We start from the raw sequence: 26,089 nt of genomic DNA, 5'->3' as shown, positions 1-26,089 counted from the left end.
ACACCGGATCATGTTCCGACCCATTGATCGGTAATCTTAAACAGAGATTAACCGTAAAATGAGGTAACCACTGAAACCAGAGACGCCGAGCCTACTGATTTCAATTCAACTGTGAAAAATGCCCATGACGACATCACTTCATCGCCTTTACTCTTTTCGTCGCTGTCCCTATGCCATGCGTGCCCGTCTCGGCACGTTGTTTGCTGAGTTAAAGGTGGAGCTGCGGGAGGTCATATTGAAAAACAAACCGGCCCAGATGCTAGCGATTAGCCCGAAAGGTACTGTGCCTGTTTTACAGCTTTTTGATGGTACCGTGATCGAAGAGAGCCGAGAAATAATGGTGTGGTCGCTTGAGCAACAAGATCCGCAGGGGCTGTTAGATGCGAAGGTTAGGGATCAGGCCAATGCCCTGATCGACCAAAACGATAATGAATTTAAACATTGGCTGGATCGTTATAAATATGCCGACCGACATCTCGAAATGACTCAGGCAGAATATCGGCAACGGGGTGAGACTTTTTTACAGGTTTTAGAGGAGCATCTGACTCAAAAGCCTTATCTTCTGGGGGATAACGCGACCATTGCTGATATTGGCATCATGCCTTTTATCCGCCAATTCGCCCATGTAGATCGCGATGTTTTTTATAGCCTACCTTACCCGCACCTGCAGCGGTGGTTAGAAGACTGGTTGGAGCACGCCTTCTTTCTGCAGGCCATGACCAAGTTTCAGCCATGGCAAGAGGGGGATGACGTGGTAGTTTTCCCTTCGTAAACATAGCGCTACCTATTAATTTCTAGTCGGGTTTCTTCCTTTCTGCATAAACGCCCGCAGCGTATCACTCGCTTGGTCGATGGGTAGCACGCCATCCCAGTGTCTGCGATTGCCTTACCTGTTTTGGGCATAAGCTGCATTAAGCTGTTTTATAATTCTCTTTGCGGGATGCCCGGCTTGTAGCCCTGTGGCCAAAATGCTTGACCCTTCGGCTTGAAAGTCCATGTAGCCGTTGTGGCGTGGCCGCACCCAGGCTCTTTCAAGAGTCGCTAATGTATTACGATAAAAGCCATATACCGGTTTATTAACCGCTTCATCTTCCCAGGCTGAGGCATGTCCCGGCTGCCCCCAGCTTTTGCGAGAATCGTTTTCTGCACATCTTCGCCGGCCACCCAAAAGGCATAAAAGGTAAGAGTCGACCTAGTACCAATGTCGCCTGCCCGTGGTGAGCGATCGGCTAGCGGCGCTTTGAGCAAGTGCTAGAAACCCTTGATGGCGAGATCGACGTCGAGCTGTTCTGGCAGCCTTTTGAGCTGAGCCGGGATATGCCGCCCGAGGGCGAGCCGATTCTTGAGCACTTGTGCCGCAAGTACGGTAAGGATGCTGCCAGCATGGAGCAGTCCCAGCGCGAGATTATGGCGGTGGCCGAAGAGCTTGGGCTGAATTTCCGTGGTGCACTGGAGCGTCGGGCGAACAATACCTTCTCTGCTCACCGCGTGCTGGCGTGGGCCGGAACACAAAACTTAGAGACGCCTCTGCAGTTGGCACTATTCGAGGCTTACTTCGGGGAAGCGAAAAAACCCGCCGACCCAGCGGTGCTTCGCGAGAAGGCCATTGAGGTGGGGCTTGACGGTGATACCGTCGAGGCCATTGCCCGCTCTGATCAGTACGCTGAAGAAGTTCGAGCGGCAGAACAGCAATTCATGGAGGCAGGGGTAAACGCCGTTCCCGCATTTATTCTAGATGGCCGTTACCTGATCTCGGGCGCCCAGCCTGCCGACGTGCTTGTCGATGCGCTTCGTCAGGTGGCCGAGGAAAACGCTAGCCGCTAACGTTCCGCCGCTCTTTAATGATCACCGAGCAGGTCAGTCGCGGCAATAGCCTTCACCTGATTTCACTACCAGGCAGTTTTGCTTTTCCATCAGCCACTAGAATAGCAAATTGATGTGCTATAAGTATGCGCATATAGTAAGTGCATTGTTATGTGCGAGGAGTGAATCATGCAAGCCGCCGAAGTAAACAAATCCATGCGCAAGCCGACGAACCTATCGCTAGATAGTGCTCTTCTAAAGGAGGCTAAAGCGCTGGGAATCAATGTTTCACGATCAGCAGAGGCAGGGATTGCGGAGGCGGTGAAGCTGCATAAGCAGAAGCAGTGGTTGGAGGATAATGCCACAGCCCTGGCAAGCTCGAATGCATACGTTGAAGCGAATGGATTGCCTCTTGCACGGCACCGTCAGTTCTAATGGCCCGTTTCGATCTCTTTGAAAACAAGGGTGGGGATGGCTATCTGCTGGATGTTCAGACAGATCTTCTCAGTGGCTTGAACACTCGAGTGGTCGTGCCCCTGCTACCCAAATCCTCGGCACCGTCTCCTGCTCAGAGGCTAAACCCGGTGTTCAACGTTAAGGGCCAAGAGGTTGTCATGGCGACTCAGTACATGGCTGCTGTTCCTGAAAGCGAATTGCGTTTTATGGCGGGTAGCCTTGCTGAGCAGCAAGACGAAATTTCTGCGGCGTTGGATATGCTGTTTTTGGGATTTTAAGGTTGAGCTTGTAGGAAGGCTCTCGGGCGTACCCCGGAAAGCAACCAAAGCCTATTTGGAACGTTCAAAATGAGTCGATTAAATAAAGAAGAGCAGGATATTCTGGACGCATTTGATTCGGGAGAGTTGCAGCGAGCGACAGATGTTGAGTACACGAATACAAGGCATCAGCAGTATGCTGAGGCGATGCTCAAGAAAGATGCCAGCGACTAGCGCGCTAACGGCCCATACCCTTTAATCTGCTGCGACTGAGTGGGCTATCCGATATATTGCTAGTGGCAATGTATCGGAGGCAGACATGGTTGATTTCGCATCCCTGCTAATAGTGGCGGGCACATTCTTGATTGCGGGAAGCGTCAAGGGCGTCATTGGCCTTGGACTCCCGCCAGTTAGCCTAGCGCTGCTTACCGTCGCGCTGGATCTGCCAACGGCCATGGCGCTAATGCTTATTCCCTCATTTGTTACGAACATTTGGCAGTCAACGGTGGGCGGAAACGCAAGAGCAATCTTGGCTCGCATTTGGCCATTTCTGGCGATGGCGACTCTTACTGTCTGGATTGGTGCGGCCGCACTGACTCGCGTCAATCTCACGTATCTGACGGCGCTCCTGGGCAGTTTGCTGATTATTTACGCTGTCGTGAACCTGGCCGGGATCAAGATTGTTGTACCCAGCCGCCATGAGGTTTGGGCAGGGCCGTTAATCGGCTCGGCGAATGGGGTGCTTACCGGTATGACGGGGTCATTTGCGGTGCCGGGCGTGATGTTTCTTCAGGCCATTGGCCTTCCGAAGAACATGCTGATTCAAGCGATGGGCATGCTATTTATGGTATCCACGGTGGCTCTCGCGGCAGCATTGCAACACGCCAATTTCTTGACACTCCAAACGGGCGTAATGTCGGCAGTGGCGGTGTTGCCCGCGCTCGCTGGTATGGTTATTGGCCAGCGAATTAGAGAACGCTTATCCGAGAAGGTGTTCCGCAAGGTATTCTTCATTTCACTTCTGATTCTGGGTGCTTACATTATTGTTAATACTCTTCAGAAGCTTTAAGTGCCTTTCAAAACCAATAGTGGGCGAACTAAGTGGTTAAGACGACATCAGAATCGAGCGCTGGCTTTTACCTAACGCCAGCGCTGAATATCACTTAACGCAAAAACGCCCGCAACGTATCACTCGCCTGGTCAATGGATAGCACGCCATCCAAGTGGCCTCGATTACCTTCCAGGGTTTCCAGCGTCACGTCGGTGCCGTCTGCTTCAATCAACTCGGCGGTGCGGCGCACGCCTTGGGGCGCGAAGACAAGATAGTTTTCGCTATACAGCATCAGTGTTGGTGCTTCGATAGGGTAAGTCTCATTTCAAAACTTTGCTTTTATTACGAGCTTAAATTTTTATTGGTGCTCGATGCGCAACGCGCTACAATATCCTCATGATTAAATCATTTCGTCACAAAGGACTGAAACGGTTCTACGCTAGTGGCAGCACTGCTGGCATACAGGCAGATCACGCTAAGAAGTTGCGTATGCAGCTTGCTGCTCTGGATACGGCTATTTCAGTGGAAGACATGGATATCCCCGGCTTTCGTTTGCATCCGTTGAAGGGGAAAGACAAAGAGCGATGGTCGATTTGGATCAATGGAAATTGGCGCATGACGTTCGAATTCCGGGACGGCAACGCTTACATTCTTGATTATGAGGATTACCACTAATGACGATGCATAACCCACCGCATCCCGGCGAATTTATTCGGGAGGTTTACCTAGCGCCCTTTGGCATTAGCTCCCGCCAGCTTGCTTCCAGTTTGGGTGTTTCACCCTCTACGCTTTCAAGGTTGCTGAAAGGGGGTAGCGGCATTAGCCCCGAAATGTCTTTGCGTTTGTCGAAGGTTCTTGGACGTACCCCGGAGAGCTGGCTGGCAATGCAGGATACATATGACTTATGGATGGCTCGCAGCACAATTAATTTGGACGATCTTCACCCTTTGGATTTTGAAGCCGCCTAAATAGCGCTGGCTTTAGTCTAAAAGCCAGCGCTCCCCCCTTACTGCAAAAACGCCCGCAACGTATCACTCGCCTGGTCAATGGATAGCACACCATCCAAGTGGCCTCGATTACCTTCCAAGGTTTTAAGCGTCACGTCAGTGCCGTCTGCTTCAATCAGCTCTGCGGTGCGGCGCACGCCTTGGGGCGCGAAGACGAGATCGTTTTCGCTGTACAGCATCAGAGTCGGTGCTTCGATGGCGGCAAGTCCTGCCTCTAACGAGTCGCCGTGGCCTGCCATAAAGGTTTGGTTGGCGCGCACCAGATAGAGCAAGTGATTGGCATCGGACGTCTCGGCACGGGCGGCGGCAACGTCATCCAGGGTTTGCTCGATGGCGTAGCGGGCATTGATATCCTCAGCCGGGTCGCGCGCTTCATCGGCCCAGTCGCGGTTAAATGTCTCGTTGGCCCACTGCCAGTGGTTGGCGTTGAGCGTCACCAGCTTCAGCGCTTCTTTTAGGCCGTCGGTGGGCGGTTCGGCGTCGTAGTAATTACCCTCGTTCCAGTTGGCATCCAACCGAATCGGCGCTGCCCAGGCGCTTAGGGTGGCCAGCAGCCATGGGTCGGCAACGCCGCCGCCAATTACTGAGATTAGCCGTTCGACTCGTTCGGGGTAGGTGCTGGCCCACTCGATGGCCTGTAGTGCGCCCATTGAAGCACCCATTACTGCATGCAGCGATTCAATGCCTTGGCTCTCCAGTAGCTCGCGCTGTACCTCGACAAAATCGCGGATGGTAACGACCGGGAAGTCCATGCCCCAGGGCTCGCCAGTATCGGGGTTGATGGAGGCGGGCCCAGTGGTGGTGACGTTGGGATCATTAGCGCCGAGATTGACCAGCGTATCCGAGGAGATGATGTAGTACTTATCGGTATCGAGTGGTTTGCCGGGGCCAATGATCGCATCCCAGTAGCCGGTCGGCTGCCCATCTGCCTCATAGCGGCCTGCCGCATGGCTAGTGCCTGAAAAGAAGTGGGTAATCAGAATGACGTTATCGCGGGCGTCGTTGAGCTCGCCGTAGGCTTCCCAACCCACCGTGACGTTGGGAATCGTCTCGCCGCTCTGGGTAGTGAAGCTGTCCATTTCGAAGGTCTGTTTCTCGACGACGCCATCCCAAGCCCAAAGAGGAGAGGCCAAGAGCAGGCCAAGGCCGGAACATAGCGTTACCGTAATCACCGTTTGTCGTGTGAAGGTCATAGGGTTGCCTTATACGAGGGTTAATTGTGCTTGTTATTGGCCACCAGCAGTGGTCATCCCTCTTAGCATAGTCAGTGGAAGCGCTTGGGTAGTTAACGTCGAAGCAACTAGGTCGTTTTTTTCCTAGCCCGATGGGCTGCCGCTTTCATTCTGTTTCCGCAGGAGGCCATGCTACACCAGCGGCGTCGGTGCGATTTTGTTTGATCGTGGAACAGTAGAACGCAGTCCGAGGCTTCGCACTCTTTCACGAGCTGCAGGTCTTCCTCGGTAAGCAACTGGACTAACGCGGAAGCGACTGGCTGCAACAGGCTCTCGCTTTCCATGTTGCGCTGATAGGTTTTTTTCTGGAACGCGGACACCGTTGGTTGCCATTCGATTTTCTCTAGGGGATAACCCCGTTCCAGTACGTGATTCACCACTGCGGGATCCGCGGCCCGCCCTTGCTGGGCCGAGATCAGGAGATCCCGCATGTTGTCGCGCAGTTCCCGCGCAAGGTGGACTATTCCAGATGGGGGGCTTTCACACTCCTCCATCAACACGCCCGCCTGTTGAAGCCACGCAATGACACTGCGGTCGTCCTCCAGACACTCTTGCCGCTCCTCCCCAACGCCAAACTGCGTGTTGATGAAATCGATAGCGAGATTGCTTGCGATAAATAGAGGCGTAACTTTTGATGTCATATTTAGTAACCTTTAATTTTGTATTTGACAGGTTACTATTATTCTTACTAACCTTCAAAAATGTTCATTAACGGTTACTAAGGAGTGTCCATGACATCTGAAAATACCTCGGTCTCTGCGACTACCCAGGAGACACCGGCGGTCAACACTGTGCAGTCCTCTGGCTCGAAAGCTGGGCAGGTTCATTATCGCTTCGAGAAAGTGGGCGATGTGGAGGTCTTCTATCGTGAAGCGGGGGATCCTGCGGCGCCGACTCTGCTGCTACTCCACGGGTTTGCTGCCTCCTCGTATATGTGGCGGGATGTGATTGAGGCGCTTGCCGATAGCTACCACGTCGTGGCACCGGATTTGCCAGCGTTTGGCTTTACCCAGTCACCGGCACGCGGTGAGTATGAGTACACCTTTGCCAACCTGACAAAGACGATTGATCAGTTTACTGAGCAGTTGAAGCTCGACCGTTATGCTATCGCCGTTCACGACTATGGTGCCCCTGTTGGTTGGCGTTTGGCGGTGACCCATCCATCAAAAATCACCGCTATCATTTCGCAAAACGGCAATGCCTATAAGGAGGGGCTATCAAAAGGGTGGGAGCCCATTCAAACGTATTGGAATACACCTTCTCAGGCGAATCGTGAGGCTTTGAGCGACTTTCCGACACCGGCGTCGATCAAGTGGCAGTACGTGGAGGGCGTAAGCGATACAAGTATCGTAGCCCCGGATGCCTATACGCTGGAAGGGGCTCAGATCTCTCAACCTGGGATGGCGGAGATTCAGCTCGACTTACTGCTGGATTACGCAACCAACGTTGAGAAGTATCCCGAATTCCAGGCCTACTTTCGGGAGCAGCAACCGCCGCTGCTCGCGGTGTGGGGGAAGCATGATCCGTTCTTTCTGCCGCCAGGGGCAGAGGCCTGGAAGCGAGATCTACCGCAGGCGGATATTCGCTTTTACGACACTGGGCATTTTGCACTGGAAACCCATGGCGATGTCATTATTCCGGTGATGCGTGAGTTTCTGGATAAACACCTGAAAACTTAAACGGCTGAAACACACTCACGCTCCCTTGAGGCGGCGGCCATGATGGCTGCCGCCTCATGTTTGGCTTTTCCATTTGCGGGAATAGAAGGTGGTTATCAGCCTCTAGCGCATTTTGAACGGATTTAAGCCGTTGGCTTGCTGCATCATCATGCGTTTGGCGAACGGGAAACGCTCGGCAATCTGCAGGCTTAGATCGCCTAGCTGGCGCAGCGGTTTGGATCCGGTAAACAGGTGATGAAACGTGTCGGTAGCGGCGATCATCGCTTGGTTAGCCGCGCGGCGCTGGCACTCAAAGCGCAGTAGGTTGACATAGTCACCTGGGTCGCGGCCCTGAACGATGATCTCGGCCAGGGTGTCAGCGTCGTGAAGGCCGATATTTAACCCCTGGCCTGCCAGTGGGTGTACCACATGGGCGGCATCGCCAATCAGCGCTAAACGCTTGCTGATATAGCGGTGAGCATGCTGACGCTTGATGGGAAAACTGGCCCGCGCCACGATGCGGATGAGGTTGCCCAGGCGTTTGGGGAAGGCCATTTCGATGGCGGCTTTCAGTGCATCGTCGTCCAACTGCTCGCGCGCTCTGGTGGTCTCTTCTCTGTCGTACCATACCAAGGAGGCGTTATGGCCGGGCAATGGCAGCATGGCCAGCGGGCCGGTGGGGGTAAAGACCTGCCAGCTAACGTCCTGCTGGGGCAGTTCGGTTTCTACGTTAATGATCATTGCACGCTGATGATAGTCGTAGCTGGTCACGCTAATGCCGGCCAGCGAACGCAGCGTCGAACTAGCCCCATCGGCGCCTACAACCAGGCGGGCGCTTAGGGTTTTGCCGTTATCCAGTTCCAGTAGGCGGCGGTTCGTCGCCGAGACTGTGCTTAACGGCGCACACTGGGTGTAGCAGGTAACGCTGGGCAGCTGTTCTATGCGCTGCCATAACGCATACTGCAGGGCACGGTTTTCGATAAAGATGCCGAAGTCTTTCATGCCGCTATCTTCAGCGGAGAACAGCGAGTGGCCGGTGCCATCCTGGTTGGAAACATCGATATGGCGAAACGGGCAGCAACGCTCTTCCGGCAGGGTGGTGCCGCTTGCCTTGATAAATGCCAGCGAGCGCGCATTGAGTGATGAGATGCGCAGGTCATAATCGCCGCTAGGTGGGGTGGGGGCATCGCCTTGCTCAACCAAACCCACGGAGAAGCCCGTATGGCCCAAGCGCGCCGCCAGTGCGGCGCCAACCATGCCGCCGCCGACAATGATGACATCATGGTCGTGTTGCTCAGACTGTTGCATCATATGCTCCTTAAAATGAGGTGCTTTTGCGCATTGCGCAGGCGTTGCTTGTCATACAGTATCGTTGAGTTTGAGCAAGATTGCCTAGAGGTGAACGATTGACGCAGGCCGTGGAAATAGCAAATAACGTTACCCAGGCGGGTGAGGAACTGGCAGCGTTTATTCAACAGCACCCCAAACTGTGGGTGATTACCGGTGCCGGTGTGAGTACCGACAGCGGCATTCCGGACTATCGCGATGCGGATGGCCAGTGGAAGCGCCCGCCGCCGGTGCAGCATGGCGACTTTATGAGTTCTCACCACGTTCGCCAGCGCTACTGGGCGCGCGCGCTGATCGGCTTTAGCGCCCTGCGCGAAGCCCAGGCGAGTGGTGCGCACAGGGCGCTGGCCGCGCTGGAGTCACAGGGCTATATCCAGCAGTTGGTCACTCAAAACGTTGACCGCCTGCATCAGCGCGCTGGTTCTCGCCGGGTGATCGACCTGCATGGCCGGGCGGACATGGTGAAATGCATGGTGTGCGACTACCAAATGATGCGCCACGCCATGCATGCTGAAATGGCGCGCATGAATCCAAGTTTTACTGATTTGCAGGCAGGGCATGCTCCGGATGGCGACGCCGATTTAGAGACTGACTTCAGCAGCTTCCGCATTTTCGACTGCCCGCGCTGTAGCGGTATCTTAAAGCCCGATGTGGTGTTCTACGGCGATGTGGTACCCGCCGAACGGCGGCTGGCCGCGCAGGTCGCGCTGGCCGAGGCGGATGCGGTGCTGGCTGTCGGTACCTCGTTGATGGTGTTTTCCGGCTACCGTTTCTGCCGCGCCGCCCACGAGCGTGGCATACCGCTGGCGTCGCTTTCGCTCGGCGTTACCAGGGCGGATGCGCTATTGACCCACCAGTGGCGCGCGCCGTTAACGCCGGTGCTTGAGCAGGCCGTTCGCTGTTTGCAGCCCTCTTAAAGACTGCTGCTAGTGCACTTTCGATACCCACGCATTATCTTCCAACCAAAGCCGCCAGGGGGCATCGCGGTGCTCGGGCTGGGCGTAATCGATGCCTACACGAGGCCCACTGACGATTGAAGCATCGTGGGTTGCTGCGCTAATCCACAGTTTGTCAGCTTGGGTCATATCATGGCCATACAGCGCTTTATCAATCGTTAAAGCGCGTGTGAGCTTGCCGGGGCCATTGCTGAGTTGTTTGCCCGTTGCCTGACGAATAGCGCGCATGGCGGTTTCGTTAACGGTGGGCTCTACCGCACGAATCAACACCGCACAGGGCGAGCCTTCCGGCTCGGTCACCACGTTTAGTAGCCAGTGCATGCCGTAAACGAGATACACATAGGCGTGGCCAGCGGGGCCGAACATCGCTTCGGTGCGTGGTGATCTGCCCCGGTGGGCATGGCAGGCGGTGTCTTCGGCGCCGCAATAAGCCTCGGTTTCGACAATTCTTGCCGCCATCTGCTCGCCGTTATGCTCGCGCACCAGCCAACAGCCCAGTAGGCATCTCGCCACTTCGAGTGTGTCGCGATTATAAAAGTCGCGGGGGAGGGGCGTTAGCGCGCTGCTTTTAACATTAGGCAAAGTTGGGCACGGTTTTAACATCATCGCCTCGGCGTTTACTTGAGTAGAGTGCTAGGGTATTAGCTAACCACAGCCAATTGAAGCGGAGTGTATCGTGCTGTCATTTGAACATATTTATGCCACCTTGCCTGAACCCCTCTGGGTCGCCACCCAGGCAACGCCCGTGGCCCACCCTGAGCTGATCGCTTTTAATGCGCCACTTGCCCGTGAACTGGGGGCTAACGACGTGCCAGAAGCTGCGACGCTGGCTCAGTGGTTTAGCGGCAACCAGACCATGCCGGGTTCTCAGCCGGGCGCATTAGGTTATGCAGGCCACCAGTTCGGTAACTTTGTGCCGCAATTAGGCGATGGCCGCGCGTTGCTGCTGGGCGAAGTGATCGACCAGAACGGCGTACGCCGTGATGTGCAGCTAAAAGGCAGCGGCCGCACGCCGTTTTCCCGCGGTGGCGATGGTCGTTCACCGCTAGGCCCGGTGCTGCGTGAGTACTTGGTCAGCGAGTTTATGGCGGCGATGGGCATTCCCACCACGCGTGCCCTTGCGGCCGTCACCAGCGGCGAGCGCGTAGTGCGGCAAATGGCCGAGCCCGGCGCCGTCTTTACCCGCGTGGCGAGCAGCCATATTCGCGTGGGCACCTTTCAGTTTGCCGCTGCACAGCGGGATGACGCCTTGCTCAAAGCCCTGGCGGACCATGTGATTGCGCGCCACTATCCTGAAGCCGCCAACGCGGAAGACCCCTATATGGCGCTGCTGGAAGCGGTGGTCGCCCGCCAGGCGGTGCTGATCGCCCGCTGGATGAGTGTCGGCTTTATCCACGGTGTGATGAATACCGATAACTGCAGCATTGCCGGTGAAACCATTGATTACGGCCCCTGCGCTTTTATGGAGCAGTTCGATCCGCAGAAGGTGTATAGCTCCATCGACCAAGGCCGCCGCTACGCCTTTGCCAACCAGCCAGCGATTGCCCAGTGGAACCTGGCGCGCTTTGCTGAAACGCTGCTGCCGTTAATGCGTGAAGAGGGCGACGCGCTGGTGCAGCAGGCCACTGACGTCATTCGCCGGTTTGAATCACGGTTCAGCGCCGAGCAGCTTCGCCTGCATGCCGATAAACTCGGCTTGGCCTCGGAAAGCCCCCAAGCCGCGCCATTGATGGAAGCACTGGAAAGCCAGATGCATCAGGGGCGAATGGATATGACCGCGACCTTTGATGCGCTCACTCACTACGCCCTTGCACCCAGTGATGAGCACCGCGAGGCGCTGCTGGCGCTGACGACTCAGCCTAACGAGTTGACTGCGTGGCTGGAGAATTGGCAAGCCGAGCAGGTCGCCAGTCAAGACAGCCAGCGCTCGGCCGCCATGCGGAGCGCCAATCCGGTGATCATTCCCCGCAACCATCGGGTTCAAGAGGTCATTGATGCCGCTTACGAGGGGGATTTTGTGCCTTTTCATACCCTACTGGCGGTGGTAACACAGCCCTTCGATGAATCTGTTGAAGCGCGCCGTTTGGCGGCGCCTGCCACGGAAAATGAACAGGTGTTGAGAACGTTCTGTGGAACATAACGAGCTAATGCCATTGCGCTGAGGACGGAATCAACCCGTAGCGGGGGTCTTTCGCCATGGATGGCGAAAGTAGCGCCCAGGGAGGGGTTCACAGCGCCCCCGTGTAGGATTGTTCCGGCCGATTTAGGGTGTAATAGAGGTTATGATCCATCTCGCATCCCCTGTGATAAACTGTGGTTTTTTACAGGTAGAAGGGTAGCCGGTGCGCAAAATCATTCACTGCGACTGTGACTGCTTTTATGCAGCAGTGGAAATGCGCGATAACCCCGCGCTGCGGGATATCCCGATTGCGATTGGCGGCAGCGTCGAGCAGCGTGGGGTGGTGGCCACCTGTAACTATCCCGCCCGCGAGTTTGGCATTCACTCGGCCATGCCCATGGCCCAGGCACTCAAGCGTTGCCCGCATCTCACCGTGATTCGCGGTGAGATGGCCAAATACAAAGAGGTCGCCCGCCAGGTCTTCGCGATTTATCGTGATGTGACTGAACTGATCGAACCGCTCTCCCTGGATGAGGCCTTTTTGGATGTCTCGGAAGTCACGGTGCATCACGGCAGCGCGACGCTCATGGCTGAAGCGATCCGCGAACGGGTCAGCCGCGAAGTGGGGATCACCGTTTCAGCGGGCGTTGCACCCAATAAGTTTCTGGCCAAGATCGCCAGTGATTGGAACAAGCCCGACGGCCTGTGCGTGATTACGCCGGATAAGGTTGATAGCTTCGTGCAACAGCTACCGGTCAAGAAAATCCACGGCGTCGGCCCGCGCACGGCCGAGAAACTGGCGGGGCTGGATATTCATACCTGCGCTGACCTACGTACCCGCACGCTGACCGACTTGGCCGAACACTTTGGCCGCTTTGGGCGGCGACTACACGAGCTGAGCTGGGGGCGGGACGAGCGTCCGGTGAAGACTCACCGCGAGCGAAAATCGGTCAGCACCGAGCAGACCTACGCCAAGGATTTGCCTAACCTCGACGCCTGCCGCCGAGAGCTGCCCGCGCTGATCGAAGACCTGGAGCGCCGCTACGCCAGGCTTGATCCGCCTCTGGCGGTGCGCGGGCTGATCGTCAAAGTGAAGTTCAGCGACTTTGCCCAAACCACCGTCGAACACGCCGACCCGGCGCCTAACCTGGAGCAATTCGAGACGCTTCTGAACGTTGGCTGGGCCAGAGGCGAGCGCCCTGTGCGCCTGCTGGGCGTGGGCTATCGGCTGGCGGAAAACAGCCAAGAGCATCAACTGTCGCTGTTTTAATTAGCCGGTTAACCCTTTTATGGATTGACGCTCCTCCAGGCCCGCGATAAAACAGACGTATGATAGCCTGATGTATGTATCTCACGTTTGATTACCCACGAGCCCGCCATGTCTGCTAATGCTGCCCAACGTCCCCGTTTAGTGTTTGCCCACGCCAATGGTTTTCCTGGGCTTAGCTACCGCAGCCTGCTCAATCCGCTGGCAGAGATGTTTGACCTGCACCCGCTGGATCGACTGGGCCACCATCCGGATTACCCCGTCAATCACAACTGGGGCAACTTGGTCGATGAGCTGTTGAGCTATCTGCCCCAGAGCGATGCGCCGCTTTTAGGCGTGGGGCATTCGTTGGGAGGCACGCTGATGGCCATGGCGGCCGATAAACAGCCCGAGCGCTTTTGCGGGGTGATCATGCTAGACCCGCCGTTGATGCTGGGAACAGATGCCTGGGCGATGAAAGCCGCCAAACGGTTCGGCTTTGTGGACCGGGTAACACCTGCGGGTAAAACCCTGGGGCGGCGCACCGTGTGGCCAAGCCGCGAGGCAATGGCTAATTCGCTGGGTCGTCGGGGCTTGTTTCGCCGCTTTACCCCGGAAGCACTCAACGACTACATTGAAGCAGGAACACGTTTATTGGATGACGGCAGCGCTGAGCTGACCTTTGACCCGCGTATCGAGGTGGAGATTTTCCGCCATCTGCCGGATCACCTTTCGCGCCTGCCGCAGCGGCTGGGCGTGCCGATTGAGCTGGTGGCCGGTAACGAATCGCACCTGCTGACGGCATCGCGCATTAAACGCTTGAGGCGCAAGGGGGTATCGGTGAGCGAGGTTCCCGGCACGCATATGTTCCCGATGGAGCAGCCGGATGAAACGCGTGCCGCCATATTAGCTGCTTGGCAGCGTATCGCCAGCGCCCGTCAGGCTTTTCATACAGCGTAAGGAGGCGTTATGTATCTTTCCGTACAGCTTAGCTATTACCCACTGGCCGATGACTTCAAACCGGTGGTCAAAGAGGTGGTGAAACGCCTGGAGGCAACAGGGCTGGAAGTGCACCCGAACCGCATGAGCACTCAGGTATTTGGCGAGTTCGATGAGGTAATGGCAGCGTTAAGTAATGTGATGAAGTGGTCGTTTGAGACCCATGGTAAGGCGGTATTTACGGCTAACTTTTTGGAAGGCGACCGTCGGCCTCGGTAACTGAAACAGAGCCTCTGTGTTGGATCAGCCGTTGCCACGCCTCTTTGAGCGTGCGATTTTTCATGTCGTTAAAACAGGCTCAGTAACTTGCCCAGCGTTTCCATACCGCGTTCGCTGCGTTGGGTCCAGGGATGGCCATAGCTTAAGCGCACACAGTGGCGAAACTGTTGAGTCGCGGAAAAAATCGGCCCTGGCGCCAAGCTAACGCCCTGGTCCAGCGCTGTCTTAAAGAGCTGAAGCGAATCCACTTGTTCGGGGAACTCCACCCATAGGAAGTAGCCCCCAGCTGGGCGGGTGATGCGAGTTTGGGCAGGGAAGTAGCGGTCTGCCGCTGCCAGCATGCTGCCCTGCTGGGCTTCCAGAGCGTGGCGGAGCTTTCGCAAATGGCGGTCATAACCGCCGTGTTGTAGGTAGTCGGCAATCGCTGCCTGTGCGGGCACGGAAGGGGAAATAGTGGTCATTAGCTTCAGCCGCGAAATAGCTTGAGCATAGCGGCCGCCTGCTACCCAACCGACCCGATAGCCAGGTGCCAAGCACTTTGAGAAGGAACTGCAGTGAATCACCAACCCCTCATCATCAAAGGCTTTGACTGGCACCGGTGGCGTGCTGCCAAAGTACAGCTCGGCATACACGTCATCCTCTAGCATGGGCACTTGATGGTGTTTTAACAGCTGATACAGCGCTTGCTTATGCGCTTTACTCAGGCTGGCACCGATTGGATTTTGCAGGTGACTCATAAACCAGCAGGCTTTGATGGGCAGCGTCTCCAGTCGCTCTGCCAGTACCTCTAGGTCGATCCCTTCCCGTGGGTGTACCGGAATTTCCACGGCGCGCAGTTTTAGGCGCTCCAACACCTGCAGGCTGGCGTAAAATGCTGGGGACTCGATCGCCACCAAGTCGCCCGGTTGAGTGACGCACTGTAGGGCTAGATTAAGCCCCTCCATCGCACCATTGGTAATCACCAGCTCTGCCATCGGCAAGTGTATGCCGCCCAGCATGTAGCGCAGCGCAATTTGCCGGAGCAGGTCGGTATGCCCGGTGGTCATCGCGGCCACCACCTGCTGGGGCGATAGCGCACGCAAGCCCCGCGTCATACTGATACTCAAGCGAGAGAGCGGAAATAGCTCGGGGTCAGGAAAGGCCGAGCCAAAGGGCACTGTCCGATCATCCTGCAAAGAGTCGAGTACCGAGAACACCAGCTCGCTGACCTCCACCTCCGCTGGGTCGGTGGGCTGAAGCGTCACCCGGGGTTCCCCCAATAAGCGGCGCGCATGTTCACGAACAAAGTAGCCCGAGCGTGCCCGCGCGGTAATCAGCCCCCGGTTCTCAAGTAAATAGTAGGCCTGGAACACCGTCGAAGGGCTAATGCCGTGATGGCGGCTAGCTTGGCGCACCGAAGGGATTCGCTCGCCAGGGCCAAGCACACCTTCGCTAATCAACGTGGCTATCTCATCGGCAAACTGTTCGTAGCGTTTCATTGGATAAACCGTGGGTGCATGAAATGGAACTGCAGTTGGCTCGCCCCCATTGTTGGCAGGCACGGCGCGGCTCCCGATTGTTAGAAAGCCTCATTGTGTTTTATTGGGGAAGTGTAAAACAGACTCAAATACAGTCATAAAAAGCGTATCAGAAAGTCAGGATATGGGGGAGCAGAGACGATCTGATACGGCTTATTTCTCTAAAACTGCGCCTGTTTGTATTGGCGCTGCCTAGGCATAGTGGCGCCTAACTCAGTCGCTCCATGACAAAGGCATGATCACCTAGTTAGCGGCGCCCCTCGACCGTATAGGCCTCCGTTCCCTCTTTTCTGGATATCGGTATGACGCAACGCATTCCACTGCAAGACCTGACGACAGAGACAGCGGTTGAACACTACACGCCTACGTCTAAACCGCCCAGTAGCAAGCAACCGAAACTCGGGCATATTTACGTGCGAGAAATAAAGGGCTTTTTTCAGCGCATTCGGCGTGGCTCCAACTGGCTGCTGATGGCGCTCTATTTTGGCTTGCCGTGGCTCCAGTGGGGGGATCGGCCAATGGTTTGGTTTGATCTCTCTGCCCAGGAGTTCCACCTCTTTGCAGCAACGTTTTACCCCCAGGACTTTATCTTACTAACCTGGATTTTGATGATCTGCGCCTTTGGTCTGTTTTTGATCACGGTCGTGGCGGGGCGGGTGTGGTGTGGCTACAGCTGCCCGCAAAGTGTATGGACGTTTTTATTTATCTGGTTTGAACACCGCCTGGAGGGGCCACGGCACCGCCGGATACGCCGTGACACTTCACCTAACACGCTTGATACGTTATGGCGAAAAGGTGCCAAACATACCGCTTGGCTACTGATAGCCCTGGGAACGGGCATCACCTTCGTGGGTTATTTTACGCCAGTGGGTGGACTATTCAGGGAGTTGCTCACACTGGATGCGCATCCTTGGGCGGTTTTTTGGATCGGTTTTTTCACACTGTTTACCTACTTGAATGCTGGCTGGTTGCGCCATCAGGTGTGCCTGCACATGTGCCCCTATTCACGTTTTCAGTCGGCCATGTTCGATAGCAATACGCTGATTGTATCCTACGATACTGACCGCGGTGAGCCGCGTCGTCACCATCCAAAAGACGTTAAGGAAGCTTCTGCAGGGGACTGTATAGACTGCGAACTCTGCGTTCAGGTGTGCCCTACAGGGATCGATATTCGTGATGGGCTGCAGTATGAGTGCATTGGCTGCGCGGCGTGTATCGATGCTTGCGATAGCGTCATGGCGCGGATCGATAAACCGCTTGGCCTGATTCGTTACACGAACGAGCGCGCCCTGGAGGGTAAAAAGACACGTTTTTGGCGCCCTCAATTGTTGGCGTATACGGCGGCGTTACTCTCCATGGTGGTACTCATGGTCGGCTTCTTGAATGCTCGGGTGCCAATTGATGTAGAAGTCGCCCGCGATCGTCAGACATTGTTTGAGGAGACGGTAGAGGGTCGTATTGTCAACTACTACAACGTGACGCTGCGTAATCAAGATAGCCAGCAGCATCGCTACGCATTATCGGCGTCTGGGTTGCCAGGACTTAGTTTACAAGGAGTCGACATGTTAGAGTTGGCAGCTAATGAAACGCGGTCTTTACGCCTTGCACTGAATGCCGGTGAGGAGGCGCTGACCCAGCCCAGTCATGCCGTGGAGCTGCATATCATTGCTTTAGATGACCCTTCGATTACCTACACCAACGAGACGCGTTTTTTAGGGCCTATTCGTTAGTAAGCGGGTTAGATAAGTTATCATTAAACTACATAAGACATGGGGCGAGGATATCATCATGTTAACAGCGCTTGTTTTTTTGATGATTTTGGTGGGAGTGACGATTTCTTGGTATCAAATCTATCAAATGCATTTCAATATTAATACATATGATAGCGCCAAACTTTCGGGTAAGAAAAACAGGCAGTTCGAAAAGCTTAGAGTCTACGAAAAGAGAGCAGTTGAAAACCAAGATGCCTCCCTGCTTGATGAAGCGGCTGTGGATGTATTCGGTGATGATTTTAATGTGGCAGCATTACGGATTGCTTTTTCTAAAGAGGGGCGGGAGATTTATGGAGTACCACTTTTAAGACGTAAAAAGGGTTTGGTTTTAAATTCGTCGAGCAAAAAGGGGAGGGGTAGTACAAGTGCTCGCCATGCTCTTTTCTTCAAGACGGGGCTGCCTTCAATCAACCTGAGAAGCTTTTTTATGGTCGCCGTCATTGCTAACGGTGGGTTGATTCAATTATTGGCGGCCATGAGTATCTATACCATTCACTATGAAGTCAGTGTGTCGGTTTTAGAGTGGATGAATCAACCTGTGATGATTATGTCTGCGATATTTTTTATTGTGCTCTTGAACTACTTGGTCTCTAAAGTGGATGCTTATCTGCATGACCTTTATCAGGTTGGAAAATTGAATCAGCTGGCGCCTTTATTCAAGTGATGTTGTCAGGTTTGACGTTCTTTTAAATGAGGCGATAGCCTCATTGGCTAGACAAAAACTGGCTAGACAAAAACGCCGCCCGATTGGGCGGCGTATGTTTGAATATTGATAATGCTTAGGTCAACGATTCCAGGCAGGACTCAATGATATCCAAACCTTCGTTAAGTACGTCGTCTTGAATGGTGACGGGCATCAGGAAACGGATGGTGTTGCCGTACATACCGCATGAGAGCAGGATCAAGCCCTCTTCACGGGCTTTCTTGCACAGCGCCGCCGCCAGCTCAGCATTAGGCGTGTGATCTGCTTTGTTCGATACCAACTCAAATGCGGCCATCGAGCCCATATTGCGCACGTTATCGATGCAGTCAAACTTGCCCGCCCATTCATTGAAGCGCTTCGCCAGCTTGTCGCCCAGCGCTTGGCTCTTCTCCAGAATGTTCTCTTCTTCAAACACTTCCATCACGGCCAGCGCTGCGGCACAGGCGGTGGGGCTACCGGTGTAAGTGCCGCCCAGTGAGTTAGGGCCTGATGCGTCCATGACCTTGTCGGTACCGACAATCGCGGAGATAGGCATGCCGTCAGCCATACTCTTGGCCATGGTCATGATGTCCGGTTCAACGCCGCTATGCTCGATGGCAAACATTTTGCCGGTACGGCCAAAGCCCGACTGCACTTCATCGATGATCATCAGCATGCCGTGCTCATCGCAGATTTCGCGAACCTTGTTCAGGAAGCTGGTAGAGGCCGGGTAGAAACCGCCTTCACCAAGTACCGGCTCAAGCACAATGGCCGCGGTATCTTTGGGGTTGGCATCGGTTTTTAGCGTCATCTTCAGGCCACGAATGGCCTCATCTTCGCTAACGCCGTGATAGGGCACTGGGTAGGGCGCGCGGAAGACGGTGCCTGGCATTGGGCCGAAGTCGCTCTGGTAAGGCGCTACCTTGCCGTTCATCGCCATGGTGAAGAACGTACGGCCGTGGTAGCCGCCGTCAAAGCAGATCACATTGGAGCGGCCGGTAGCGGCGCGAGCGATCTTGACGGCGTTTTCCAGCGCTTCAGCGCCCGAGTTAGCCAGCATGACCTTGGCGTGACCACGAACCGGTACGATCTGGCTGAGTTTTTCAGCGACTTTGACATAACCTTCATAAGGCATGACCGTCTGGCAGGTGTGCATCAGCTTATCAAGCTGGGCTTTTACCGCCGCGACTACTTTCGGGTGACGGTGGCCCACGTTAAGTACGCCAATGCCGCCTGCAAAGTCGATGAAGCGGTTGCCGTCAACGTCCCAGATTTCAGAATTTTCAGCGCGGTCGGCGAATGCCGTCGCTGGGCTAGCGGCGCCAGCAGCGACGTATTTGTGTTTCAACTCGTTCAGTTCGGCATTGCTGCTCATGGCTTACTTCCTAGATTGATGAGGGATGATCGTTCAGCATAGTGCGTATCTGTAAGCATAGTGCCTAATAGCGTTACTTACATGGATGACGATGCAATGACAACGCGGTTACGCCTCGCCTGTTTAGCTTGCTACATAGCGGTTGCGGCCTGTCCTAACGATAACGGAAGAATTAAGCCCTGTTTAGCGTTTTAACCGCCAGGCGCAATTCTTGAAGGCGCTCCGTCAAGTCGCCGCTAAGGGCGTTCACCGCGGGCCTGGCAAAATAAAAGCCCTGCTGGCGGACAATACCGGCCTGGGCCAGCCACAATGCCTCGGCTCGGGTTTCTACGCCTTCGGCGATCAGTGCCATGTCGAGCTCTTGGGCGAGTAAAATGATAGCGTTCAACAGTGCTTGGCGGCGTGGGTCGCTATCGCAGTGCATCACTAATTCACGATCGATTTTGAGCGTGTCAGGGGTTAAATCAGTGAGCAGATCCAGGTTGGCGTAACCGTTGCCAAAGTCATCGAGCGCCGTTTTGAAACCCATCGAGCGATAGGCATCAATGATATTGCATAGGTGCTGGCGGTCGCGGACACGCTCGGTTTCGGTGATTTCAAAAATGAGCCGGTTCGTTGGCCAGCCCACCCGCTTTGATACTTCTAGCGTTGCCTGTATGCAGGCGTCGGGTTCGTAAACGGCGTTGGGCAGAAAGTTAATCGAAAGATTGGTTTGCATGCCCAGTGCACTGGCCATTTCGATCGCTTTCACGCGACAGGCTTGATCGAAGCGGTAGAGCAAATCACTCGTGACTTGCGAAATAACGCTCCCAGCAGACTCGCCTTGCATACCGCGAACCAGTGCCTCGTAAGTGACGACTTCAGCCAGTGATAAATCCACAATCGGCTGAAAAGCCATGGTGAATGCAAAAGGCAATTCGCCTTCACAGCGTTTACAGCTGCCGTTAACGCGTGCGCACTGGCTCATTGCTACTCCTGATGGTGTCAATTGTCGCTAAAGCGTTCATTGGAAAAAAGCGCATTCTTTACGTTATATGGAAGCGCTTTGCGATGCATATTTTTGCGATGCCCAATTTTTGTAATGCTTAGTTATTGCTGCCTAGTTTCTGCAATGACGAGTTTAAATCTTAATACAGTATCGGTATAGGTTTTGTATAGCAATGTTGCTTGTATCGCGCTTTTGCTTACCGCTTTTCTTTCAGTAAAAAGGCATAAAAAAAGCGCCTATTCAGGCGCTAAAGAAGGGAAGTAGTTTGGACGACAAAACGCGGCTAAATAATGCCCGCTTCGCGAAGCGCCATACGCTGCTCTGGAGTAATCCCAAGCTCTTCTAACACGCTTTCTGTGTGTTGGCCCAAGTGGGGCGGCGCCGTGGTGGCGCTCAGTTGAGCGCCATTAAAGCGGATAGGATTGGCCACTAGATCAACGTGGCCCGCTTGGTCGTGGGGCAGGGTCTGTTTGAGCCCGCGCGCTTTTACATGCGGGTCATCGAAGACGCGATCGAGCGTATTGATCGGCCCGCAGGGCACGCCGACCGCTTCAAAAGCAGCTAACCATTCATCGGTGGTGCGTTGGGCCAGCGCCGCTTCCAATTGCGGTACCAGCAGTGCCCGGTGATTCACCCTGGCGCCGTTGGTGGCAAAGTGTGGGTCTTCAGCCAAGGTCGGTAGCGAAAGCACGGCGCAAAAACGCTTGAACTGCTCGTCGTTGCCCACGGCCATGATCATGTGACCATCCTGGGTGGCAAACGCCTGGTAAGGCACGATATTAGGGTGAGCATTACCCAAGCGCTGGGGCACATTGCCGGAGGTTAGGTAGTTGAGCGCCTGATTAGCGAGCACACCGACCTGGACATCCATCAGTGCCATATCAATATGGCAACCAACGCCGCTATCGCGGCGCTGATAAAGCGCGGCGAGTATCGCATTGGCCGCATACAGGCCGGTAAAAATATCGGTAAACGCGACGCCGCTCTTCACTGGCCCGCCGCCAGGTTCGTTATCGGGTTTGCCGGTTAGGCTCATAATCCCGCCCATGGCTTGAATCATAAAGTCATAACCCGCCCGGTGGGCGTAAGGGCTTTCCTGGCCAAAACCGGTAATCGAGCAGTAAATCAGCTTGGGATTTAGTGCTTTCAGGCTGGTGTAATCCAAGCCATAGCGCTTGAGGCCGCCGACCTTGAAGTTCTCGATCAGCACATCCGATTGCGCGACTAACTGCTTAATTACCGCTTGGCCTTCGGGCTTGGCCATATCGACGGTTACCGAGCGTTTGCCGCGGTTAGCGCATAGGTAATACGCCGACTCTTCAGTGCCCGCCAGCCATGGAGGGCCCCAATGGCGGGTATCATCGCCGCTGCCGGGGCGTTCAACCTTGATGACATCCGCGCCCATATCCGCAAGCATTTGACCGCACCACGGCCCGGCCAGTACGCGGGAGATATCGAGTACTTTAATGCCGGCCAGTGGTTTGGTTGGCTCACTCATAAGGGGCTTGCTCATAAAGGCGGTTTCCTTGGCTGTTGGCGTTTAACGGGGCGTCATTCAAGAGTTCTTAAAAGAATGCCTGAATACCCGTTTGTGCGCGGCCCAGAATCAACGCGTGCACATCGTGGGTGCCTTCGTAGGTATTCACCGACTCCAGGTTGACCATATGGCGAATCACGCCGTACTCGTCGGAAACGCCGTTGCCGCCGTGCATATCGCGAGACTGACGGGCGATATCCAATGCCTTGCCGCAGTTGTTGCGCTTGATCAGCGAGACCATTTCCGGCGCCCAGTTGCCACTATCCATCAGGCGACCCACCTGGAGGGCTGCCTGCAAGCCAAGGGTTATCTCGGTTTGCATGTCGGCGAGCTTTTTCTGGATCAACTGATTGGCGGCCAGCGGGCGACCAAACTGCTTGCGGTCTAAGGTGTATTGACGCGCCGCGTGCCAGCAGAATTCCGCCGTGCCCATAACGCCCCAGGCGATTCCGTAACGTGCTTTGTTCAAGCAGCCAAACGGGCCTTTCAGGCCGCTGACGTTGGGCAGCAGGTTCTCTTCAGGAACGAAGGCATTGTCGAGGACGATCTCACCGGTAATCGATGCACGCAGCGAGACCTTGCCTTCGATTTTGGGCGTGGTGAAGCCTTCGGTGCCGCGCTCGACGATAAAGCCTTTGATCTGATTATCGTGGGCCGCTGATTTCGCCCAAACCACCGCGATATCCGCAATCGGACTGTTGGTGATCCACATTTTGGCGCCAGTCAGGCGGTAGCCACCATCGACTTTTTCCGCCCGGGTAATCATATTGCCGGGGTCGGAGCCGTGGTCGGGCTCGGTCAAACCAAAGCAACCCACCATCTCGCCACTGGCCAGCTTAGGCAGAAATTTTTGCTTCTGCTCTTCAGAGCCATACGTCTCGATGGGATACATCACCAGCGAGGACTGCACGCTCATGGCGGAACGGTAGCCGGAGTCAACGCGCTCGACTTCACGAGCAATCAGGCCGTAGGCGACGTGATTAACGCCTGCGCCGCCGTATTCAGGAGAAACCGTGGCGCCCAGTAGGCCAAGCTCGCCCATTTCGGTCATGATCTCGCGGTCAAAACGCTCTTCGCGGAAGGCGGTCAGCACGCGGGGCTGAAGGTTTTCCTGGCAGTAATCGTAGGCGGCATCGCGGATCTGGCGCTCTTCGTCGGTGAGCTGTTGTTCCAGTAGCAGCGGGTCGTCCCAGTTAAAGTGTGTCATGGCGTGATTCCTAAGTTCGTGGGCAGGAATAAATGCAAAATAGCTGACAATCAATGTATCGCCGTTTTTGTAAAATATCTACATTTTTTTAAAACGCAGAATTTAGCGAATGCCGCGCGCCTCAAGCACGCGAGTAATGATCGGCACCGGGGTCATCAAATGGTCGCGCATTAAGCTGTCGGCCTGGGCGGTGTCCCTGGCTAGAATGACCTCCACCAGCGCGGCGTGCTCCTGGCGCTTTAGCTCCAGCGCTTGGGGTGACATCACGGTTTCCTGTAGCCATAGGTGACGGTAGCGCTCCACCTGGTTAAACAGGGTATCGCGCATCTGCAGCAGGTGAGGGGAGTTGCAGCCACTGGCGATGGCGGTATGGAAGGCCTTGTGGCGTTGATCCCAAATGTCGAGCAACTCATCCGGGGTGCTGACATCAGTGACCTTGGCCAGCCGGTGAGCCGTGGCCAGCACCATGGCTTCCCAGTCGTCGTCGCCGCGCTCGATGGCTAGACGCAGGATTAACCCCTCAAGCTGTGCTCGAGCATCGTAAATGTCGTTGAGTTCGGCCAGCGACATCGGGGCCACTCGGTAACCGCGCTGGCTGATCGCCACCACTAAGCGGTCTGCCACCAGCTGTGATAGTGCTTCCCGCAGCGGCCCGGTGCTGGCGCCGTAATGCTCTTTCAGGTGGCTCATCAACAGCTTCTGTTCTGGAGCGTAGCGGCCTCGGATAATGTCATGCTTGAGTTGCTGGTAAGCACTGATGGCCAGATTCTGGCGTGGCGCGCCTTTCTCAAAAACATTGAGCTCCATAGCGGTATGGCTCCTGGGTGACTGAGGAAGGGAATGAATTATCGACTATAATGGCCAAATAATAACAATTTGGCATAGAGGAATATATTTATGCAGAATTTCATCATTTTTCTGCGTCGACCTCTGTCAGCGGCTAGTCTCAAGTACGAAGCCTAATTAAGGTGGCGCAGCGCTGATAACCCTCATTAGCATCTAACGCATCAGCCGTGCTAACTTCTCCTCCACCGCTTCTGATTGCTTTTAGATAGTTAGCAGAAGCTGGGGCTTCAACACCTCCTTTTTCGTCAACCATACCTATAAGTCCAAGCAGGACGGAGGAAACGCTCATGCGAACTCTACGCTCTCTATACACCACAGCCGCTGCCGCTTCTATGCTCGCAGTTGCGCTTCCCGCAAGCGCTCAACAACTTTCAATCGCTACCGGCGGTACGGGCGGCGTTTATTACCCGATCGGTGGTGGTTTTGCCGAAATGATCAACAACCATATCGAAGGTGCTCAGGCTACGGCTGAAGTCACCGGTGCGTCGGTTGAAAATATGGGTTTGATCATGCGCGGCGATGCGGATCTGGCGCTGGCACTGGCTGATACTGTCTATCAGGCCTACACCGGTACCGGTGACTTTGAAGGTCGTCAGATTGAAAACACCCGTGCTTTGGCGTCGGTTTACCCTAATGCAGTACAGCTGGTGACCCTGGCCGAGTCGGATATCGAGTCGATTGCCGACTTAGAAGGCAAGCGGGTATCTGTTGGTGCACCGGGTAGCGGCACCGAGCTGAATGCGCGTGCCCTGCTAGAAGCCAATGGCGTTAGCTATGACGACTTCACGCCACAACGTCTTAACTTCAACGAAACCGCAGACGCGATTCGTGACGGTGATATCGATGCAGGCTTCTGGAGCGTGGGCCCGCCGACCAGCTCCATTCTTAACCTAGCCGCCACGCGTGATATTCGTCTGATCGGTCTTTCCGATGAAGAAGTGGCCAATGCCCAGGAAGAAGAGGCGGTATTTGCCCCTTACGAACTGGCAGCCGGTATGTATGACGGCATGGATGAAGCCGTACAGACCATTGGTATTCCCAATGTTCTCGTCGTCAATGCCGATATGGACGAAGAGCTGGCCTACCAGCTGACGCAACTGCTGTTCGAAAACACCGATGAGCTGATTGCCGTTCACCCGGCAGCGAACGACACCACCGTTGAGTTCACCATGGACTCTACCCCGGTGCCGCTACACCCAGGTGCACTGCGCTACTTCGAAGAAGTCGGTGCTGAGATTCCGGATCGTTTGCGTCCGTAACCGCTAAAGTGCATTGAAGGATAGTGCATTGAAGGATATTGCCATGCAGTGGCAGCAACGACTGTTGGCGCTACTGATTGCATGTTCTCCGTTCGCCGAAGTGGGGGCTTCCCCCGCTTCGGCGTCGGCGTTTATGCACCTAGCCGTCGTGACTGAGCAAGGCGACACCCTGGTGGATGAAGCGGTGCCTGCTGGTGGTCGCTGGTGTATAAAGTGGCAGCACTCCGTTGAGCATTTTACGGTGCTGGATTGCTATCGTAATGCAGCGGGCGTCATGCAATTGGAGCGTAGTCATCAACCTGATTTTGCCGCGGGGCTCGGGCATATTTTTGGCCGCGGCGAGCAGGTGTCAGACGGTGAAGGCGGTTACTGGATTAATGCGATTAACGAGCCTGTCACCAATAACCGGTATGTATTGAGAGTTGGCTCCCCAGCTGTCAACCATCGCGTAGTATGGCCTGGCGGTGAGCATGCGCCGGTGAGCCTAAGTGATCACGCTGCTGGGCAACGCGTGACCATTCAGCTAATAGCCCCTCACGCATCCCCGCGTGAATAA

30 protein-coding genes are annotated in these 26,089 nt (G+C 55.1%); 18 read left to right on the top strand and 12 right to left on the bottom strand.

Features of this window, described 5'->3' with window-relative positions; all coding sequences use genetic code 11:
• The first annotated feature begins 124 nt into the window (after positions 1–124).
• The 6 genes from V8L71_RS05075 (at position 125) to V8L71_RS05050 (ending at position 3,585) form a co-directional block, all read left to right on the top strand.
• A complete protein-coding gene (locus V8L71_RS05075; RefSeq protein ID WP_101145771.1) occupies positions 125–772 on the top strand; it encodes a glutathione S-transferase in 648 nt (215 codons plus the stop codon).
• 476 nt (positions 773–1,248) lie between these two features.
• Complete coding sequence (locus tag V8L71_RS05070; RefSeq protein ID WP_336273377.1) at positions 1,249–1,824, top strand: DsbA family oxidoreductase; 576 nt, start codon at positions 1,249–1,251, stop codon at positions 1,822–1,824.
• 168 nt (positions 1,825–1,992) lie between these two features.
• Positions 1,993–2,238 carry a type II toxin-antitoxin system CcdA family antitoxin gene (locus V8L71_RS05065; RefSeq protein WP_336273376.1) on the top strand — a complete coding sequence of 82 codons (246 nt, stop codon included), beginning with the start codon at positions 1,993–1,995 and terminating at the stop codon, positions 2,236–2,238.
• Positions 2,238–2,537 (top strand): CcdB family protein, encoded by a 300-nt coding sequence (locus tag V8L71_RS05060; protein ID WP_336273375.1) that lies wholly within the window; start codon positions 2,238–2,240, stop codon positions 2,535–2,537. Before V8L71_RS05065 ends, V8L71_RS05060 begins: the two co-directional genes overlap by 1 nt.
• 69 nt (positions 2,538–2,606) lie before the next feature.
• Positions 2,607–2,750 carry a hypothetical protein gene (locus tag V8L71_RS05055; RefSeq protein WP_336273374.1) on the top strand — a complete coding sequence of 48 codons (144 nt, stop codon included), beginning with the start codon at positions 2,607–2,609 and terminating at the stop codon, positions 2,748–2,750.
• A gap of 85 nt (positions 2,751–2,835) precedes the next feature.
• Positions 2,836–3,585: a sulfite exporter TauE/SafE family protein gene (locus V8L71_RS05050; RefSeq protein ID WP_336273373.1), complete on the top strand. Its 750-nt coding sequence runs from the start codon at positions 2,836–2,838 to the stop codon at positions 3,583–3,585.
• Positions 3,586–3,679: 94 nt separating this feature from the next.
• On the opposite strand, the gene V8L71_RS05045 is transcribed toward V8L71_RS05050, so the two are convergent.
• Positions 3,680–3,859 (bottom strand): hypothetical protein, encoded by a 180-nt coding sequence (locus V8L71_RS05045; protein ID WP_336273372.1) that lies wholly within the window; start codon positions 3,857–3,859, stop codon positions 3,680–3,682.
• A 104-nt stretch (positions 3,860–3,963) separates the two neighbouring features.
• On the opposite strand from V8L71_RS05045, the gene V8L71_RS05040 reads away from it, so the two are divergent.
• Together V8L71_RS05040 and V8L71_RS05035 are read left to right on the top strand one after the other, a co-directional pair.
• Positions 3,964–4,242 carry a type II toxin-antitoxin system RelE/ParE family toxin gene (locus V8L71_RS05040; protein WP_126981786.1) on the top strand — a complete coding sequence of 93 codons (279 nt, stop codon included), beginning with the start codon at positions 3,964–3,966 and terminating at the stop codon, positions 4,240–4,242.
• On the top strand, positions 4,242–4,535 hold the full coding sequence (locus V8L71_RS05035; RefSeq protein WP_336273371.1) for a HigA family addiction module antitoxin: 294 nt from the start codon (positions 4,242–4,244) through the stop codon (positions 4,533–4,535). Before V8L71_RS05040 ends, V8L71_RS05035 begins: the two co-directional genes overlap by 1 nt.
• 38 nt (positions 4,536–4,573) lie before the next feature.
• Here the strand turns inward: V8L71_RS05035 and V8L71_RS05030 are convergent, their stop codons facing one another.
• Together V8L71_RS05030 and V8L71_RS05025 are read right to left on the bottom strand one after the other, a co-directional pair.
• A complete protein-coding gene (locus V8L71_RS05030; RefSeq protein ID WP_336273369.1) occupies positions 4,574–5,767 on the bottom strand; it encodes an E22 family MetX-like putative esterase in 1,194 nt (397 codons plus the stop codon).
• A gap of 107 nt (positions 5,768–5,874) precedes the next feature.
• A complete protein-coding gene (locus V8L71_RS05025; protein WP_336273368.1) occupies positions 5,875–6,447 on the bottom strand; it encodes a CGNR zinc finger domain-containing protein in 573 nt (190 codons plus the stop codon).
• A gap of 90 nt (positions 6,448–6,537) precedes the next feature.
• On the opposite strand from V8L71_RS05025, the gene V8L71_RS05020 reads away from it, so the two are divergent.
• Positions 6,538–7,485, top strand: coding sequence for an alpha/beta fold hydrolase (locus tag V8L71_RS05020; protein ID WP_336273367.1), 948 nt, complete (start codon positions 6,538–6,540; stop codon positions 7,483–7,485).
• Between the two features lie 102 nt (positions 7,486–7,587).
• Here the strand turns inward: V8L71_RS05020 and V8L71_RS05015 are convergent, their stop codons facing one another.
• Positions 7,588–8,772, bottom strand: coding sequence for a UbiH/UbiF/VisC/COQ6 family ubiquinone biosynthesis hydroxylase (locus V8L71_RS05015; protein ID WP_335597675.1), 1,185 nt, complete (start codon positions 8,770–8,772; stop codon positions 7,588–7,590).
• A 98-nt stretch (positions 8,773–8,870) separates the two neighbouring features.
• On the opposite strand from V8L71_RS05015, the gene V8L71_RS05010 reads away from it, so the two are divergent.
• Positions 8,871–9,728 (top strand): NAD-dependent protein deacetylase, encoded by an 858-nt coding sequence (locus V8L71_RS05010; protein ID WP_336273366.1) that lies wholly within the window; start codon positions 8,871–8,873, stop codon positions 9,726–9,728.
• A 9-nt stretch (positions 9,729–9,737) separates the two neighbouring features.
• On the opposite strand, the gene V8L71_RS05005 is transcribed toward V8L71_RS05010, so the two are convergent.
• Complete coding sequence (locus V8L71_RS05005) at positions 9,738–10,349, bottom strand: DNA-3-methyladenine glycosylase (protein WP_336273365.1); 612 nt, start codon at positions 10,347–10,349, stop codon at positions 9,738–9,740.
• A gap of 94 nt (positions 10,350–10,443) precedes the next feature.
• Here V8L71_RS05005 and V8L71_RS05000 point away from each other — a divergent pair, with 94 nt between their 5' ends.
• The 4 genes from V8L71_RS05000 (at position 10,444) to V8L71_RS04985 (ending at position 14,350) form a co-directional block, all read left to right on the top strand.
• Complete coding sequence (locus V8L71_RS05000; RefSeq protein ID WP_336273364.1) at positions 10,444–11,907, top strand: protein adenylyltransferase SelO; 1,464 nt, start codon at positions 10,444–10,446, stop codon at positions 11,905–11,907.
• A gap of 202 nt (positions 11,908–12,109) precedes the next feature.
• Positions 12,110–13,156 carry a DNA polymerase IV gene (gene dinB / locus V8L71_RS04995; protein WP_336273363.1) on the top strand — a complete coding sequence of 349 codons (1,047 nt, stop codon included), beginning with the start codon at positions 12,110–12,112 and terminating at the stop codon, positions 13,154–13,156.
• 108 nt (positions 13,157–13,264) lie between these two features.
• The gene (locus V8L71_RS04990) at positions 13,265–14,092 is read left to right on the top strand and encodes an alpha/beta fold hydrolase (protein ID WP_336273362.1); all 828 of its coding nucleotides are present in this window, start codon (positions 13,265–13,267) and stop codon (positions 14,090–14,092) included.
• A gap of 9 nt (positions 14,093–14,101) precedes the next feature.
• Positions 14,102–14,350 (top strand): YkoF family thiamine/hydroxymethylpyrimidine-binding protein, encoded by a 249-nt coding sequence (locus V8L71_RS04985; RefSeq protein ID WP_336273361.1) that lies wholly within the window; start codon positions 14,102–14,104, stop codon positions 14,348–14,350.
• Positions 14,351–14,418: 68 nt separating this feature from the next.
• On the opposite strand, the gene mapR is transcribed toward V8L71_RS04985, so the two are convergent.
• On the bottom strand, positions 14,419–15,828 hold the full coding sequence (gene mapR / locus V8L71_RS04980) for a GntR family transcriptional regulator MpaR (protein ID WP_336273360.1): 1,410 nt from the start codon (positions 15,826–15,828) through the stop codon (positions 14,419–14,421).
• Positions 15,829–16,169: 341 nt separating this feature from the next.
• Here mapR and ccoG point away from each other — a divergent pair, with 341 nt between their 5' ends.
• Positions 16,170–17,597, top strand: coding sequence for a cytochrome c oxidase accessory protein CcoG (gene ccoG, locus V8L71_RS04975; RefSeq protein ID WP_336273359.1), 1,428 nt, complete (start codon positions 16,170–16,172; stop codon positions 17,595–17,597).
• Positions 17,598–17,655: 58 nt separating this feature from the next.
• Positions 17,656–18,303 carry a hypothetical protein gene (locus V8L71_RS04970; protein WP_336273358.1) on the top strand — a complete coding sequence of 216 codons (648 nt, stop codon included), beginning with the start codon at positions 17,656–17,658 and terminating at the stop codon, positions 18,301–18,303.
• A gap of 115 nt (positions 18,304–18,418) precedes the next feature.
• Here the strand turns inward: V8L71_RS04970 and gabT are convergent, their stop codons facing one another.
• From gabT to V8L71_RS04940, 6 genes are all read right to left on the bottom strand, one after another.
• Positions 18,419–19,696 (bottom strand): 4-aminobutyrate--2-oxoglutarate transaminase, encoded by a 1,278-nt coding sequence (gene gabT / locus V8L71_RS04965; protein ID WP_336273357.1) that lies wholly within the window; start codon positions 19,694–19,696, stop codon positions 18,419–18,421.
• Between the two features lie 172 nt (positions 19,697–19,868).
• The gene (locus V8L71_RS04960; RefSeq protein ID WP_336273356.1) at positions 19,869–20,663 is read right to left on the bottom strand and encodes an EAL domain-containing protein; all 795 of its coding nucleotides are present in this window, start codon (positions 20,661–20,663) and stop codon (positions 19,869–19,871) included.
• A 304-nt stretch (positions 20,664–20,967) separates the two neighbouring features.
• A complete protein-coding gene (locus V8L71_RS04955; protein ID WP_336273426.1) occupies positions 20,968–22,182 on the bottom strand; it encodes a CaiB/BaiF CoA transferase family protein in 1,215 nt (404 codons plus the stop codon).
• Between the two features lie 67 nt (positions 22,183–22,249).
• Complete coding sequence (locus V8L71_RS04950; RefSeq protein ID WP_035564468.1) at positions 22,250–23,428, bottom strand: acyl-CoA dehydrogenase; 1,179 nt, start codon at positions 23,426–23,428, stop codon at positions 22,250–22,252.
• A 102-nt stretch (positions 23,429–23,530) separates the two neighbouring features.
• Positions 23,531–24,235 carry a DNA-binding transcriptional regulator CsiR gene (gene csiR, locus V8L71_RS04945; RefSeq protein ID WP_336273355.1) on the bottom strand — a complete coding sequence of 235 codons (705 nt, stop codon included), beginning with the start codon at positions 24,233–24,235 and terminating at the stop codon, positions 23,531–23,533.
• Positions 24,236–24,374: 139 nt separating this feature from the next.
• Positions 24,375–24,563, bottom strand: a complete 189-nt coding sequence (locus V8L71_RS04940) for a hypothetical protein (protein WP_336273354.1) — start codon at positions 24,561–24,563, stop codon at positions 24,375–24,377.
• Here V8L71_RS04940 and V8L71_RS04935 point away from each other — a divergent pair.
• Together V8L71_RS04935 and V8L71_RS04930 are read left to right on the top strand one after the other, a co-directional pair.
• Positions 24,562–25,533 carry a TAXI family TRAP transporter solute-binding subunit gene (locus tag V8L71_RS04935; protein WP_008958853.1) on the top strand — a complete coding sequence of 324 codons (972 nt, stop codon included), beginning with the start codon at positions 24,562–24,564 and terminating at the stop codon, positions 25,531–25,533. The genes V8L71_RS04940 and V8L71_RS04935 overlap by 2 nt on opposite strands.
• Positions 25,534–25,576: 43 nt before the next feature.
• On the top strand, positions 25,577–26,089 hold the full coding sequence (locus V8L71_RS04930; protein ID WP_336273425.1) for a DUF1850 domain-containing protein: 513 nt from the start codon (positions 25,577–25,579) through the stop codon (positions 26,087–26,089).

This window comes from Vreelandella indica (genome assembly GCF_037070225.1).
GTDB lineage: Bacteria > Pseudomonadota > Gammaproteobacteria > Pseudomonadales > Halomonadaceae > Vreelandella > Vreelandella arctica.
This window is presented reverse-complemented; position numbering and strand designations above follow the sequence as displayed.

Bases quoted from the DNA above. Each gene is read 5' to 3' on its own strand.
- V8L71_RS05045 (WP_336273372.1), bottom strand. From the start codon at position 3,859: ATGCTGTATAGCGAAAACTATCTTGTCTTCGCGCCCCAAGGCGTGCGC.
- V8L71_RS04930 (WP_336273425.1), top strand. From the start codon at position 25,577: ATGCAGTGGCAGCAACGACTGTTGGCGCTACTGATTGCATGTTCTCCG.
- V8L71_RS05055 (WP_336273374.1), top strand. From the start codon at position 2,607: ATGAGTCGATTAAATAAAGAAGAGCAGGATATTCTGGACGCATTTGAT.
- mapR (WP_336273360.1), bottom strand. From the start codon at position 15,828: ATGAAACGCTACGAACAGTTTGCCGATGAGATAGCCACGTTGATTAGC.
- V8L71_RS05040 (WP_126981786.1), top strand. From the start codon at position 3,964: ATGATTAAATCATTTCGTCACAAAGGACTGAAACGGTTCTACGCTAGT.
- V8L71_RS04935 (WP_008958853.1), top strand. From the start codon at position 24,562: ATGCGAACTCTACGCTCTCTATACACCACAGCCGCTGCCGCTTCTATG.
- V8L71_RS04955 (WP_336273426.1), bottom strand. From the start codon at position 22,182: ATGAGTGAGCCAACCAAACCACTGGCCGGCATTAAAGTACTCGATATC.
- V8L71_RS04990 (WP_336273362.1), top strand. From the start codon at position 13,265: ATGTCTGCTAATGCTGCCCAACGTCCCCGTTTAGTGTTTGCCCACGCC.
- V8L71_RS04950 (WP_035564468.1), bottom strand. From the start codon at position 23,428: ATGACACACTTTAACTGGGACGACCCGCTGCTACTGGAACAACAGCTC.
- V8L71_RS04970 (WP_336273358.1), top strand. From the start codon at position 17,656: ATGTTAACAGCGCTTGTTTTTTTGATGATTTTGGTGGGAGTGACGATT.
- V8L71_RS05075 (WP_101145771.1), top strand. From the start codon at position 125: ATGACGACATCACTTCATCGCCTTTACTCTTTTCGTCGCTGTCCCTAT.
- V8L71_RS05060 (WP_336273375.1), top strand. From the start codon at position 2,238: ATGGCCCGTTTCGATCTCTTTGAAAACAAGGGTGGGGATGGCTATCTG.
- V8L71_RS04940 (WP_336273354.1), bottom strand. From the start codon at position 24,563: ATGAGCGTTTCCTCCGTCCTGCTTGGACTTATAGGTATGGTTGACGAA.
- V8L71_RS05065 (WP_336273376.1), top strand. From the start codon at position 1,993: ATGCAAGCCGCCGAAGTAAACAAATCCATGCGCAAGCCGACGAACCTA.
- V8L71_RS05050 (WP_336273373.1), top strand. From the start codon at position 2,836: ATGGTTGATTTCGCATCCCTGCTAATAGTGGCGGGCACATTCTTGATT.
- V8L71_RS04985 (WP_336273361.1), top strand. From the start codon at position 14,102: ATGTATCTTTCCGTACAGCTTAGCTATTACCCACTGGCCGATGACTTC.
- ccoG (WP_336273359.1), top strand. From the start codon at position 16,170: ATGACGCAACGCATTCCACTGCAAGACCTGACGACAGAGACAGCGGTT.
- V8L71_RS05020 (WP_336273367.1), top strand. From the start codon at position 6,538: ATGACATCTGAAAATACCTCGGTCTCTGCGACTACCCAGGAGACACCG.
- V8L71_RS05015 (WP_335597675.1), bottom strand. From the start codon at position 8,772: ATGCAACAGTCTGAGCAACACGACCATGATGTCATCATTGTCGGCGGC.
- V8L71_RS05035 (WP_336273371.1), top strand. From the start codon at position 4,242: ATGACGATGCATAACCCACCGCATCCCGGCGAATTTATTCGGGAGGTT.
- gabT (WP_336273357.1), bottom strand. From the start codon at position 19,696: ATGAGCAGCAATGCCGAACTGAACGAGTTGAAACACAAATACGTCGCT.
- csiR (WP_336273355.1), bottom strand. From the start codon at position 24,235: ATGGAGCTCAATGTTTTTGAGAAAGGCGCGCCACGCCAGAATCTGGCC.
- V8L71_RS04960 (WP_336273356.1), bottom strand. From the start codon at position 20,663: ATGAGCCAGTGCGCACGCGTTAACGGCAGCTGTAAACGCTGTGAAGGC.
- V8L71_RS05030 (WP_336273369.1), bottom strand. From the start codon at position 5,767: ATGACCTTCACACGACAAACGGTGATTACGGTAACGCTATGTTCCGGC.
- V8L71_RS05025 (WP_336273368.1), bottom strand. From the start codon at position 6,447: ATGACATCAAAAGTTACGCCTCTATTTATCGCAAGCAATCTCGCTATC.